We start from the raw sequence: 12598 nt of genomic DNA, 5'->3' as shown, positions 1-12598 counted from the left end.
CGGTACTCACCGCAACCTGCTCGACGCGAGGATGGACACGAGGTGCAGCAGGGTCTGCAGGATGGCGATCCCGGCCAGTACGGCGATACCGAGCCGGGTCCAGAACAGGTCGCCGCCGATGAGGTCGAGGACCGCCACGAAGAGGATGAACAGGCTCGCCTCGATGCCACCGATCAGCCGGTGGAACCTGAGCGCGGCGGCGGCCTTGCGGGCCAGGGCGAGCCCCTCGGAGCGCGGCACCGCCAGCTCGTCCTTGGCGGCGGACAGGCCGCTGCGGGACCGTGCCACGTCCACCAGGTCGGTCTCCGCCTTGATCAGGATCGCGCCGAGGGCCGCCAGGGTGCCCAGGAACGCCCACAGCCACTCGGGGCTCCCGGAGCCGTCCCACAGGTCGGCGCCGCGCAGCCCGAAGCCGATCAGCAGGGCCGCCTCGGACAGGTAGTGGCCGATGCGGTCGAGGTACACGCCGGTGATCGAGGTCTGGTTCCGCCAGCGGGCGATCTCCCCGTCGACGCAGTCGAGGAGCAGGTACAGCTGCATCAGCAGGGCTGCCAGGAGCGCCCCGGTGAGGCCGGGCACCAGGAGCGCCACGCCCGCCAGGGCGCCCGCGACGACCATCAGGTACGTGAGCTGGTTGGGCGTGATCCTGGTGTCGACCACGTAACGGTCGACCCGCAGGGACACCTCGCGCATGTAGAGGCGTCCCGCCCAGTGCTCGCCGCTGCGCCGGTCCTTCACCCCTTCGGGGTGGACGACGGGGCGTAGTTCAGCTACCGATGGCCTTGACATAGTCCGCGTACGTGTCCTTGATCTGGTCGTTCGTGAGGTCGAGGTGTTCCAGGATCGTGTAGCGACCGGGTCTGGTCTGCGGGGCGTACTCGACGACCCGTACGAACTCGTCCGTGGTGAAGCCGATCTCCTCCGGCAGCACCGGCAGCCCGTGCCGGCGCAGCACCTCGGCCATGTACGCGGCCTCCTCGTGCGCGCCCCGCAGATACATGGCGAAGGCGGCGCCGAGGCCGCACTGTTCGCCGTGGCTGGCGGCGCGTCTGGGGTACAGCAGGTCGAAGGCGTGGTTGATCTCGTGACAGGCGCCGGAGGACGGGCGGGAGTCGCCCGACACCGACATGGCGATACCGGTGAGGACGAGGGCCTCGGCCAGCACCTGGAGGAACGCGTTGTCGCCGACCCCGCCGGGATGGCGCAGGACCGCTTCCCCGGCCTGGCGGGCCATCGCGGCGGCGAGCCCGTCGATCTTCTCGCCGTTGACCTGGCAGGCCAGTTCCCAGTCGGCGACGGCGGAGATGTTCGACATGGCGTCGCCGATGCCGGAGCGCACGAACCGTGCCGGGGCCTCGCGGATCACATCGAGGTCGATGACGACGGCGATCGGGTTGGGTACGCCGTACGAGCCGCGTCCCGCGTCGTTGTCGAGGGTGGCGACCGGGGAGCAGAGGCCGTCGTGCGCGAGGTTGGTGGCGACCGCGACGAGGGGCAGCCCGACGCGGGCGGCGGCGAACTTGGCGCAGTCGATGATCCGGCCGCCGCCGAGGCCGACCACGGCGTCGTAGTGGCCGGACTTGATGGCGTCGCCGAGTTTGACCGCGTCGTCGATGGTGCCGCCGGCGACCTCGTACCAGCTCGCGCCGGGCAGCGCCGGGGCCAGCCGCTCGCGCAGCCTCGCGCCGGAACCGGAGCTGATCGCGACGGCGATCTTCCCGGAGTGCGAGATCCGCTGGTCGAACAGTACGTCCGCCAGGTGGTCCAGGGCCCCTCGGCGGATGTCGACGACGACCGGCGAGGGGATCAGCCTCGTCAGTACCGGCACGCGATCTCCCGTCCTCGGGCGAGATCGTCGTGGTTGTCTATCTCGACCCACGGGACCTCGCCGATGGGTGCCACGTCGATGCGGAAACCACGGTCGACCAGTTCCTGGTAGCCGTGCTCGTAGAACTGCTGGGGGTCGGTCTCCCACACGGTCTTCAGGGCGTCGGCCAGGTCGGCCGCGGCGGCGCCCTCGATGAGGGTGACACCGATGTACTCGCCGGTGGCCTCGGCCGGGTCCATCAGCTTGGTGATCTTCCGCACGCCGCTCTCCGGGTCCACGATCACCTTCATCTCCTCGTCGGCGAGATCCTTCACCGTGTCGAGGGCCAGGATGATGCGCTTCCCGTCGCCGCGCGCGGCGAGCAGCGTCCGCTCGACGGAGACGGGGTGCACGGTGTCGCCGTTGGCGAGGATGACCCCGTCGGCGAGGGCGTCCCGGCCGCACCAGAGGGAGTAGGCGTTGTTCCACTCCTCGGCGCGGTCGTTGTCGATGAGTGTGAGCTTCACCCCGTACTTCTTCTCCAGGGCCGTCTGCCGCTCGTACACGGCTTCCTTGCGGTAGCCGACGATGATCGCGGCCTCGGTGAGGCCGATCTCGGCGAAGTTGGCGAGGGTGAGGTCGAGGACGGTGGGGCCGTCCTCGTCGCCCGTGGGGCCGACCGGCACGAGAGCCTTGGGCAGGCTGTCGGTGTAGGGGCGCAGACGCCGTCCGGCGCCGGCCGCCAGCACGAGGCCGATCATGCGGGTACTCCTTCGTCGTGTACGGCGGGGGCGCCGTCCTGGTGGGCGGTCACCCAGTAGCGGATGCTCTCGACGAGCACCAGCAGGGCCACGGCCACGGCCAGGACCGTGAGCGCGACCACGAACTGCGAGGCGGTGAGCAGCGCGGCCAGTACGACGACCACCAGTGTCCGGCCCTCGTGCCCTCCGCTCGCCCGTACCAGCCAGTGCGGGGGCGCTCCGGCGTCGCCACGGATGCGGTACACCGTGTCGTAGTGATGGTAGGCGACGGCGGCCACGAGGCCGAAAGCTGCGGGAAGTGCTCCGTTTACCTCCGCTTTGCCCGCGAGAAGGAGGACTGTGCCGTATTCGGCGGCCCGGAAGAGCGGGGGGACGAGCCAGTCGAGGGCGCCCTTGAGAGGCCCCAGGACGGCGACGCCCGACGCGACGACGTAACCGAGGCAGAAGGCCACGGTCTGCCATCCGGCGCCCCACAGGGTGGCCGAGCACAGCACGAGGCCCGCTCCGGCCAGGGCCAGCACGGCCGGGGCGGACGCCGGGGTGCCGCGTGCGGTACGGGCCAGCAGCTCGGCGAGCGGCCCGCTGTCGGCCAGGGCCGCCAGTGCTCGCGTCGCCCGTTCGGTCCGCTGGGCCTTTCGGGTGAGTGAGCGCAGTACGCGGCCCACCGTCGTGTAGGTCGCCGCGAACCCGGAGCCGACGAGCAGCACGGTGAACGTGGTCCGGGGGGTGGTCAGGGCCGTGAGGACGGCGATCAGGGCCCAGCGCTCGCCGATCGGCAGGACGATCATCCGTCGCGCCCAGACCGTCCAGCCGACGCCGTCGAGGCGGTCGGAGAGGGCGGCCGTCGGGCTGGTGTTCGCTGTCGCGGCCGTGTCTCCCGCGGTGGCCTCGTTGAAGGCGAAGTCGACGACATGGCGACAGGTCTGCAGGACCATCGCGCCCAGGGCCGGCGCCCATACGTCGTCGCCGCCGCGTGCCGCCCCGAGTGCGAGGCCCGCGTAGAAGGCGTACTCCTTGGCGCGGTCGAAGGTGGCGTCCAGCCAGGCACCGAGCGTCGAGTACTGGAGGGAGTAGCGGGCGAGCTGGCCGTCCACGCAGTCCAGGACGAAGGAGAACAGGAGGAGCACGCCCGCCGTGACATAGCCGCCGCGGGTGCCGGTGGCCGCGCAGCCGGCCGCGATCAGCGCGGTGAGCAGCGATGCGGTGGTGACCTGGTTCGGGGTGAGGTTCCGGCGGGCGCACCAGCGTGCCAGATAGCGGGAGTACGGGCTGACGCAGAAGGTGGTGAAGAAGCCGTCCCGGGACTTCACGGCCGACTTCAGGCGTACGTCCTCGTCGTCGACGGCGGCGACGGCCCGCTGTGCCTCGTCGCGGGCCTCGGCGCCGACGGGGACGGTGGCGGTCAGGCTGCCCAGACCGGGGCGGTGGACTCCGGGGCCGTCCGCGTCCAGAGCGAGGGCGATGCGGTCGGCGAGGCCGTCCGCGGCGACGGCGGAGCCGGCCGTGCCGGGGTTCGTCGGGGCGTCGCCGCTCGCGGAGATCTCCCGGGCCAGTTCCCGGGTCAGTGCGGCGCGGCCGGCGCCGGGCTGTGCCGTCAGGGCGCCCGGTACGGCGGCGAGCGGGAAGCGCGGGTCGGTGAGGCCGAGGCGCAGCGCGTGGAGGTGGCCGACGAAGCGGGCGTCCACCAGGGCCACCCGTTCGTCACAGGATGACTCGGCGAGGAGGGTCTCGGTGTCGGCGACGTCGGTCGCGCTCCGCACGTCGAAGCCCAGGGACCGCAGATCGTCCTCGATCGACGATCCGGGAACCGGCTGACCCGTGAGGATGGCGGTCGGCAACCGAACTCACTCCCTGGACACCGACGCGTGCACGCCGGTCCTGTACATGATGGTGGGGGAACCCTGACCCACGGTGGCCGGGCAGCATGTCGGCAGAGGCTATCGGATGGGGCCACGCCTGTGCTCACCGGCTGTTCGAGGTCCGATTCCGTCGGCCCGGCGGCCACCGCGACCCGGTCATCATGGGCGACCCCACCCGCCTCGCACAAACCGTCGCCCCGGCCGGGGCCCCGCACGGGCCCCGGTCCGCCCGTCGGGGCGACGGGCGTCACCCGGTGAGCGACCACCTTGTCCGCGCCTCTTGACCTGCTTTTCGTTTCCGCAGGTCAGGGCACATGACAACGGTGTTCAGTGCCGCGTTGCCACATACCCCCCACCCGTAGTTCACTGATCCCGGGACGGGGCTCGGCACGAACACCAGGAGGCGGCTTCCATGGGGGCTGGGCACGATCACGGACACGCGCACGGCGCGCCGAGCACGGGTACGGCGGCAGCGGCGTACCGCGGGCGGCTGCGCTTCGCGCTGGCCATCACGCTCACCGTCATGGTCGTCGAGATCGTCGGCGGGCTCGTCGCCGACTCGCTCGCGCTCATCGCGGACGCGGCCCACATGGCGACGGACGCGCTGGGCCTCGGCATGGCGCTCCTCGCGATCCACTTCGCGAACCGTCCGCCGAGCGGCAACCGCACCTTCGGGTACGCCCGTGCCGAGATCCTCGCCGCGCTCGCCAACTGTCTGCTGCTGCTCGGCGTCGGTGGATACGTCCTGTACGAGGCGATCCAGCGGTTCGTCACACCCGCGGAGACCGAGGGCGGGGTGACCGTCGTCTTCGGTCTGATCGGCCTGGTGGCGAACATGATCTCGCTGGCGATGCTGATGCGTGGCCAGAAGGAGAGCCTGAACGTGCGGGGCGCCTTCCTGGAGGTCGCCGCGGACGCGCTGGGCTCGGTGGCGGTGCTGATCTCGGCGGCGGTCATCATGGCGACGGGCTGGCAGCGGGCCGACCCCATCGCCTCGGTCGTCATCGGTGTGATGATCGTCCCGCGCACCTGGAAACTGCTGCGCGAGACCCTGAACGTGCTCCTGGAGGCGGCTCCCAGGGACGTCGACATGGCGGACGTACGGGCCCACATACTGGCGCTTCCGGGGGTGGAGGACGTACACGATCTGCACGCCTGGACGATCACCTCGGGGATGCCGGTGCTGTCGGCGCACGTGGTCGTCAGTTCGGAGGTACTGAGCGGGATCGGGCACGAGAAGATGCTGCACGAGCTCCAGGGCTGTCTGGGCGACCACTTCGACGTGGAGCACTGCACCTTCCAGCTGGAGCCGGGCGGGCACGCCGAGCACGAGTCGAAACTCTGCCTCTGAGCCCGTTGGGCGTGCGCCGTCGACGGAACGCAGCCGTCCGGCGCGCGCCCGCGTCTCCTTCTTCAAGCCCCCTCGCGGGCGGTTCCCGGACCGGGCGACAGGGCACGATGGACTATCACGTCACCGTCGGGCCACTTTCGCGCCGGACATGCGGGGGGGGGGCGCCGCGAAGTGCCGGGAGTGCCGGATCAGTACGGCAGACTTGGGGCTCGAAGACCGAGGCGAAGGATGGGTATGCCGATCACACCTGCCACCGCGACGCACAACAGTTCGTCGAACGGCACAGCAGAAGCGATCTTGCTCGAACTGGTCGACGAGAACGGCACGACGATCGGCACCGCCGAGAAGCTCTCCGCCCACCAGCCACCAGGCCGACTGCACCGGGCGTTCTCCGTCTTCCTCTTCGACGAGCAGGGTCGACTGCTCCTCCAGCAGCGCGCGCTGGGCAAGTACCACTCCCCCGGCGTCTGGTCCAACACCTGCTGCGGCCACCCCTACCCGGGTGAGGCGCCCTTCGCGGCGGCGGCCCGGCGGACGTACGAGGAGCTGGGCGTCTCTCCGTCGCTGCTCGCCGAGGCGGGCACGGTCCGCTACAACCACCCCGACCCGGAGTCGGGCCTGGTGGAGCAGGAGTACAACCATCTCTTCGTCGGGATGGCGCAGTCGGCCCTCGCGCCGGACCCGGAGGAGGTCGGGGACACGGCCTACGTCACTCCGGCCGAGCTGGCGGAGCGGCATGAGAAGGACCCGTTCTCGGCCTGGTTCATGACCGTGCTGGACGCGGCGCGCCCGGCGGTCCGGGAGCTGACGGGTCCGTCGGCCGGCTGGTGAGGGCCGCGGCTAGGCCCTGTCCGGCCGATCAAGTCGCAGGAAGGCAGCAGCTCCAGTCTGATCTCGGTGAGCGGGGTGTGGTGCGTGCGGCTGCAAGGCGGAGGAGGGCGTCGACGCGGAGCGTCGGCAACCGACGACAACGCGGCAGACGTGCGTGCCACACCCCGCGTCTGCGACATGATCGGCCGGACAGGGCCTAAGGCCGCACCTGTACGGGGGTGAGCGGCAGGGCCGCCCAGACGACCTTGCCGCCGCTCGCCGTGTGCTCGATGTCGCAGACCCCGCCCGCCTCCCTGGTGATCTCACGGACCAGAAGCAGTCCGCGACCGCCGGTCCGGCCGTGGTCGGCCTCCAGGGCGCTGGGGCGGTAGGGGTGGTTGTCCTCCACCGACACCCGGACCCACTCGGCGCCGACGGCGACCTCGACGGCGAGGGTCGGGGAGAGGAGCGCCGCGTGCCGGACGGCGTTCGTCGCCAGTTCGGAGACGATCAGCAGCAGCCCCTGCACCACGTCCGGTGCGGCCGGCACTCCCTGCCGGTACAGCAGGTCCCGGACGGCGTGCCGCGCCTGCGGGACGGAGGCGTCGACGGCTGGTGCGGTGAACCTCCAGACCCCTTCGTAGGGAAGCGGGTCCGGGGGTCTCCGCTCCGCCTCCGTCGGCCCACCGTCGTCCGCTGGGCGTGAGCCGGACTCGCGCCCATGGTCATCCATCGTTCGGTCGCCGCCCTCGCGCTCGATTGTCACCACGGGACGAGTGTTGGTAACGAAGGGTCGCCACCGGAGAACTGAACAGAAGTCAGCACGTATCGAACGCTTCCGCCCGATCCAGTACGCCATGAGCCCACATGCGACCGGACCTGCTCACCCCCTGTCGGCTTCGTGAACTATTCGGGTTGTACGGGTTTACTCCCGACACCGTCGGGGCGCCCTGATCCGGCGGATACCATCCGGCCCATGGAGCCGCAGCTGACCCACAGTGCCGCCGATGGGATCGCCACCGTCGTCATCCGACACCCGGCCAAGCGCAACGCCATGACGGCCGGCATGTGGAGCGCGCTGCCGCCGCTGCTCGCCGGTCTGGCCGCCGACCCGGACGTCCGCGTCCTGGTGCTCACGGGAGCGGACGGGACGTTCTGCGCGGGCGCCGACATCTCGACACTCCAGGGTTCGCCGGAGGAGGCGCAGCGGCTGGCCGTACGGGCGGAGGACGCCCTCGCGGCCTTCCCGAAGCCGGTCCTCGCGGCGATCCGAGGGCACTGTGTGGGCGGCGGCGCGCAGCTCGCGGCGGCCTGCGATCTGCGGTTCGCGGAGGAGGGCGCGCTGTTCGGGGTGACGCCGGCGAAGCTGGGGCTCGTCTACCCGGCGTCGTCCACCCGGCGGTTGGTGGCCCTGGTGGGTCCGGCGACCGCCAAGTACCTGCTGTTCTCGGGCGAGTTGATCAACTCGGAGCGCGCGTTGCGCACCGGGTTCGTCGACGAGGTGCTGCCCACGGGTGAACTCGACAAGCGGGTCACGGAGTTCGCCCGCGTCCTCACCTCGCGCTCGTGGCTCACCCAGGCTTCGGCGAAGGAGTTCACGGACGGACGCACCGACCGGGACGCGTACTGGGCCGAGCAGGCGCGGGAGAGCGGCGAGGCCGCGGAGGGGGTCGCCGCGTTCCTGGAGCGCCGCCCCCCGGACTTCTCCTGGACGGGGCCGAAGTCGCCTACTCCCACGCCACGGTGAACCGACTGCGGGACCGGAGCAGTTCGACCACGTGTGCGGGTGCCTTGTGCGGGGCGCCGGAGTCGTAGGGCGGCCGCGGGTCGTACTCCGTCCACAGCTGTACAGCCTGCGCCTGCTCGTCGCCCGCGATCCGGCCGGTCAGGGTGAGCGCCATGTCGATGCCGGAGGAGACCCCGGCGGAGGTGACGTACTTGCCGTCCGTCACGACCCGCTCGCCCGTGGGTTCGGCGCCGTACTTCGGGAGCTCGCCCAGGGCCAGCCAGTGCGAGGTCGCGCGGCGGCCGGTGAGCAGCCCGGCGCCGGCCAGGAGCAGTGAGCCGGTGCACACGGAGGTCGTCCAGGCGGTGGTGGCGTCGGCCGTGCGCAGCCAGCCGAGCAGGGCCTCGTTCTCCATCTGCGCGGACTGGCCCGGCCCACCGGGGACGACCACGATGTCGGGGTGCGGCACGTCGGCCAGGGTGCGGTCGGCGGTGAGCGCGAGGGTGCCGCTGTCGTTGCGGACGGGGCCGGTCTCCTCGGCGACGAAGACGGTCTCCGCGCCCGGGAGCCGACTGAGGATCTCGTACGGGCCGACGGCGTCCAGGGCGGTGAAGCGGTCGAAGAGCAGCAGGGCGATCTGCATGGACTGCCTTTCAGCGGGTGGTGGGTTCGGTTCGGTGAGTGGGTGCGGGGTCGAAACGGCGGCGGTACTCCGCCGGGGCCGTGCCGAGGCTTCTGACGAAGGCGCGGCGCATGGCCTCCGGGGTGCCGTAGCCGCTGGCGCGCGAGATTCCCTCGATGCCGTCTGAGGTGTCCTCCAGGAGGCGGCGGGCGTGTTCGAGGCGGACCCGGTCGACGTACCGGCCCGGGGTCGTGCCGGTCTCCGTGCGGAAGGCGCGGGCGAAGTGGCGGGGTGAGAGACGGGCGCGGGCGGCGAGGGACTCGACGCTCAGATCGTCGTCCGGGTGTTCGGTGATCCAGTGCTGGACCTCGCGCAGTGGCTCACGCCGGGCGGTCTGCGCGGAGAGCTGGGCGCTGAACTGTGCCTGGTTTCCCGGTCGGCGCAGGAAGACGACCAGATGGCGGGCCACGGCGAGCGCGGTGTCACGGCCGAGGTCCTCCTCCACCAGTGCGAGGGTGAGGTCGATCCCCGCGGTGATTCCGGCGGACGTCACCACCCGGCCGTCGCGTACGTAGATGGGCTCCGGGTCGACCTCGACGGCCGGGTGGTCGCGGGCGAGCCGGTCGCAGTACGCCCAGTGGGTGGTCGCGCGAAGGCCGTCCAGGAGACCGGCGGTGGCGAGCAGGATCGCTCCCGTGCAGACGGACACCAGCCGTTCGGGGCGCGGCCCGTGCGCCCGCAGCCAGTCCACCAGGCGCGGATCGGCGGCGCGGGCGCCCGGGCCGCCCGGGACCAGGAGGGTGTGCGGTGCGGGTACGTCGGCGAGCACGCCGTCCGGTACGAGGGTGAGACCGCTGGAGGTGCGTACCGGCTCACCGGTCAACGACGCCGTACGGATCCGGTAGCTGCCGGGGTGCCGGGTGGAGGCCTGTGCCAGCACCTCGACGGGGCCGGTGACGTCAAGGCTCTGGACGCCGTCGAAGAGGACGACAAGGACGGTTCGCTGCGCCATGCCCCGATTCTGGGCGGGCGCCTCGATGGCCGCAATGACGATTTTCCCACCTTTCCTGCCATCAGCGGTGCGCGGCGACCCCATGACCGGCGTCTCGTGGTCCGCCGCGGTCTCCTGCGTGCCGGATGGCGCCCTGGGCCCCGGTTGTCGGTGCCACCTGCCACAATTGCCGCGCAACCTCAGTGGAGAAGGCGGTACGGGATCGTGACGACACCCGGGTCCATCGAAGTAGGGTCCATCGAAGGCAGGATCGCCGAGGAACTCGGCGTACGGGAGCGGCAGGTGAGGGCCGCCGTCGAGTTGCTCGACGGGGGTTCGACCGTGCCCTTCATCGCCCGCTACCGCAAGGAAGCGACAGAGATGCTCGACGATGCGCAGCTGCGCACGTTGGAGGAGCGGCTGCGCTATCTGCGGGAGTTGGAGGAGCGGCGGGCCGCGATCCTCGAATCGGTGCGCGAGCAGGACAAGCTGACGCCCGAGGTCGAGGCGCAGATCCGCGGGGCCGAGACGAAGGCGCGCCTGGAGGACATCTACCTGCCGTTCAAGCCGAAGCGGCGGACGAAGGCACAGATCGCACGCGAGGCCGGACTGGAACCGCTGGCCGAGGGGCTGCTCGGAGACCCGTCCGTCGACCCGCTCGCCGCGGCGGCGGCCTTCGTCGACGCCGACAAGGGCGTCGCCGATCCGCAGGCCGCGCTGGACGGCGCGCGCTCGATCCTCACCGAGCGGTTCTCCGAGGACGCCGACCTGATCGGCGAGGTGCGTGAACGCATGTGGGTGCGCGGGCGGCTGGCCGCCAAGGTGAAGGAGGGCAAGGAGGAGGCGGGCGCCAAGTTCGCCGACTACTTCGACTTCGCCGAGCCCTTCACCGCCCTGCCCTCGCACCGCATCCTCGCGATGCTGCGCGGCGAGAAGGAGGACGTCCTCGACCTCGTCCTGGAGCCGGAGGAGCCGACGGAGGGCCCTTCCTCCTACGAGGGGATCATCGCCCACCGTTTCGGGATCGCCGAGCGCGGCCGTCCCGGCGACAAGTGGCTCAAGGACACGGTGCGTTGGGCCTGGCGGACGCGGATCCTCGTACACCTCGGCATCGATGTGCGCCTTCGGCTGCGTACGGTCGCCGAGGACGAGGCGGTCAACGTGTTCGCGGCGAACCTTCGCGACCTGCTGCTCGCCGCCCCGGCCGGCACCCGCGCGACGCTGGGCCTGGACCCCGGTTTCCGCACGGGCGTCAAGGTGGCCGTGGTGGACGCGACGGGCAAGGCCGTCGCCACGGACGTGATCTATCCGCACGTACCGGCGAACAAGTGGGACGAGGCACTGGCCAAACTGGCCCGGCTCGCCAAGGAGCACTCGGTCGACCTGATCGCCATCGGCAACGGTACGGCGTCCCGCGAGACGGACAAACTCGCGGGTGAACTCATCGCCAAGCACCCGGAGTTGAAACTCACCAAAGTGATGGTGTCCGAGGCGGGCGCGTCGGTGTACTCGGCGTCGGCGTTCGCCTCGCAGGAGCTGCCCGGCATGGATGTGTCGCTGCGCGGGGCGGTGTCGATCGCCCGGCGGCTGCAGGACCCGCTGGCCGAGCTGGTGAAGATCGACCCGAAGTCGATCGGGGTCGGCCAGTACCAGCACGACCTGTCCGAGGTGAAGCTGTCACGGTCGCTGGACGCGGTGGTCGAGGACTGTGTGAACGGTGTCGGTGTCGACGTCAACACCGCTTCCACGCCGCTGCTCTCGCGGGTCTCCGGCATCTCCTCCGGGCTCGCGGAGAACATCGTGGCGCACCGTGACGCGAACGGGCCGTTCACCTCGCGGTCCCAGCTGAAGAGTGTCGCGCGGCTCGGGCCGAAGGCGTACGAGCAGTGTGCGGGATTCCTGCGGATCCGGGGCGGGGACGATCCGCTGGACGCGTCCAGTGTGCACCCGGAGGCGTATCCGGTGGTGCGGCGGATGGTGAAGTCCGCGGGGAACCAGGTGGCGTCGCTGGTCGGGAACACGGCGGTGCTGCGGTCGCTGCGGCCCGACGACTTCGTCGACGAGAAGTTCGGTCTGCCGACGGTGACGGACATTCTGCGCGAGCTGGAGAAGCCCGGGCGCGACCCGCGGCCCGCGTTCGCGACGGCCACGTTCAAGGAGGGCGTCGAGAAGATCGGCGACCTGGTCTCCGGGATGGTGCTGGAGGGTGTGGTCACGAACGTGGCGGCGTTCGGGGCGTTCGTGGATGTCGGCGTCCACCAGGACGGGCTGGTGCATGTGTCCGCGATGTCGAAGACGTTCGTCAAGGACCCGCACGACGTGGTGAAGTCCGGTGACATCGTCAAGGTGAAGGTGCTCGACGTCGACATTCCCCGGAAGCGGATCTCACTGACACTGCGCCTGGACGACGAGGCGGTGCCCTCCGGGGAGGCGCAGCAGGGGCGGCCTTCGCGCGGAGGGCGGCCGCCTCAGCCTCGGCAGCAGCGGCAGGGGCAAGCTGGTGGAGGGGCCCGGCCGCAGCAGACGCCCGCGCCGGGGAACAGTGCGATGGCTGACGCGTTGCGGAAGGCTGGGTTGGTCGATCCCAAGCGGCGGTGAGTACTGGCGCCGGGGGCCGGTGGGGGCTGGGCGGGTTGGACGGGCGCGCAGCGCCCTCCAGGAGCGCGGGGAA

Annotated in this window: 11 protein-coding genes; 4 read left to right on the top strand and 7 right to left on the bottom strand. The window is 71.2% G+C overall.

The features are described from left to right. Positions 1 to 6: 6 nt before the first annotated feature. From PV734_RS18520 to PV734_RS18505, 4 genes are read right to left on the bottom strand one after another with little or no spacing between them, the layout of a single operon-like run. Positions 7 to 789 (bottom strand): CDP-alcohol phosphatidyltransferase family protein, encoded by a 783-nt coding sequence (locus PV734_RS18520; RefSeq protein WP_319290354.1) that lies wholly within the window; start codon positions 787 to 789, stop codon positions 7 to 9. Further along, positions 767 to 1828, bottom strand: coding sequence for an iron-containing alcohol dehydrogenase family protein (locus tag PV734_RS18515; RefSeq protein ID WP_319091209.1), 1062 nt, complete (start codon positions 1826 to 1828; stop codon positions 767 to 769). Before PV734_RS18515 ends, PV734_RS18520 begins: the two co-directional genes overlap by 23 nt. After that, complete coding sequence (locus tag PV734_RS18510) at positions 1816 to 2568, bottom strand: phosphocholine cytidylyltransferase family protein (RefSeq protein ID WP_319290352.1); 753 nt, start codon at positions 2566 to 2568, stop codon at positions 1816 to 1818. Before PV734_RS18510 ends, PV734_RS18515 begins: the two co-directional genes overlap by 13 nt. Continuing rightward, a complete protein-coding gene (locus PV734_RS18505; protein WP_319091212.1) occupies positions 2565 to 4406 on the bottom strand; it encodes a DUF5941 domain-containing protein in 1842 nt (613 codons plus the stop codon). Before PV734_RS18505 ends, PV734_RS18510 begins: the two co-directional genes overlap by 4 nt. Before the next feature lie 433 nt (positions 4407 to 4839). Between PV734_RS18505 and PV734_RS18500 the strand changes: the two genes are divergently transcribed. Then, on the top strand, positions 4840 to 5778 hold the full coding sequence (locus PV734_RS18500; RefSeq protein WP_319091213.1) for a cation diffusion facilitator family transporter: 939 nt from the start codon (positions 4840 to 4842) through the stop codon (positions 5776 to 5778). A gap of 234 nt (positions 5779 to 6012) precedes the next feature. After that, positions 6013 to 6609 (top strand): isopentenyl-diphosphate Delta-isomerase, encoded by a 597-nt coding sequence (gene idi / locus PV734_RS18495; protein WP_319091214.1) that lies wholly within the window; start codon positions 6013 to 6015, stop codon positions 6607 to 6609. 196 nt (positions 6610 to 6805) lie between these two features. Here the strand turns inward: idi and PV734_RS18490 are convergent, their stop codons facing one another. Further along, positions 6806 to 7321 carry an ATP-binding protein gene (locus PV734_RS18490; RefSeq protein WP_319091337.1) on the bottom strand — a complete coding sequence of 172 codons (516 nt, stop codon included), beginning with the start codon at positions 7319 to 7321 and terminating at the stop codon, positions 6806 to 6808. Between the two features lie 243 nt (positions 7322 to 7564). On the opposite strand from PV734_RS18490, the gene PV734_RS18485 reads away from it, so the two are divergent. Then, complete coding sequence (locus PV734_RS18485; RefSeq protein ID WP_319290351.1) at positions 7565 to 8335, top strand: enoyl-CoA hydratase/isomerase family protein; 771 nt, start codon at positions 7565 to 7567, stop codon at positions 8333 to 8335. Here PV734_RS18485 and PV734_RS18480 read toward each other — a convergent pair. Together PV734_RS18480 and PV734_RS18475 are read right to left on the bottom strand one after the other, a co-directional pair. Next, positions 8316 to 8957 carry a DJ-1/PfpI family protein gene (locus PV734_RS18480; RefSeq protein WP_319091216.1) on the bottom strand — a complete coding sequence of 214 codons (642 nt, stop codon included), beginning with the start codon at positions 8955 to 8957 and terminating at the stop codon, positions 8316 to 8318. The genes PV734_RS18485 and PV734_RS18480 overlap by 20 nt on opposite strands. Before the next feature lie 10 nt (positions 8958 to 8967). Next, positions 8968 to 9948, bottom strand: coding sequence for a GlxA family transcriptional regulator (locus tag PV734_RS18475; protein ID WP_319290350.1), 981 nt, complete (start codon positions 9946 to 9948; stop codon positions 8968 to 8970). Between the two features lie 204 nt (positions 9949 to 10152). On the opposite strand from PV734_RS18475, the gene PV734_RS18470 reads away from it, so the two are divergent. Next, positions 10153 to 12525 (top strand): Tex family protein, encoded by a 2373-nt coding sequence (locus PV734_RS18470; protein ID WP_319290348.1) that lies wholly within the window; start codon positions 10153 to 10155, stop codon positions 12523 to 12525. Positions 12526 to 12598: the final 73 nt, after the last annotated feature.

It is taken from the genome of Streptomyces sp. AK08-02 (assembly GCF_033795085.1).
In the GTDB taxonomy this organism is placed as follows: Bacteria; Actinomycetota; Actinomycetes; order Streptomycetales; family Streptomycetaceae; genus Streptomyces; species Streptomyces echiniscabiei.
Note: the sequence above shows the minus strand (reverse complement) of the source record. Positions and strands in the feature narration are given on the sequence as shown.

Coding starts and splice junctions, on each gene's coding strand:
- PV734_RS18520 (WP_319290354.1), bottom strand. CDS start 789: ATGTCAAGGCCATCGGTAGCTGAACTACGCCCCGTCGTCCACCCCGAA.
- PV734_RS18510 (WP_319290352.1), bottom strand. CDS start 2,568: ATGATCGGCCTCGTGCTGGCGGCCGGCGCCGGACGGCGTCTGCGCCCC.
- PV734_RS18500 (WP_319091213.1), top strand. CDS start 4,840: ATGGGGGCTGGGCACGATCACGGACACGCGCACGGCGCGCCGAGCACG.
- idi (WP_319091214.1), top strand. CDS start 6,013: ATGCCGATCACACCTGCCACCGCGACGCACAACAGTTCGTCGAACGGC.
- PV734_RS18490 (WP_319091337.1), bottom strand. CDS start 7,321: ATGGATGACCATGGGCGCGAGTCCGGCTCACGCCCAGCGGACGACGGT.
- PV734_RS18485 (WP_319290351.1), top strand. CDS start 7,565: ATGGAGCCGCAGCTGACCCACAGTGCCGCCGATGGGATCGCCACCGTC.
- PV734_RS18480 (WP_319091216.1), bottom strand. CDS start 8,957: ATGCAGATCGCCCTGCTGCTCTTCGACCGCTTCACCGCCCTGGACGCC.
- PV734_RS18475 (WP_319290350.1), bottom strand. CDS start 9,948: ATGGCGCAGCGAACCGTCCTTGTCGTCCTCTTCGACGGCGTCCAGAGC.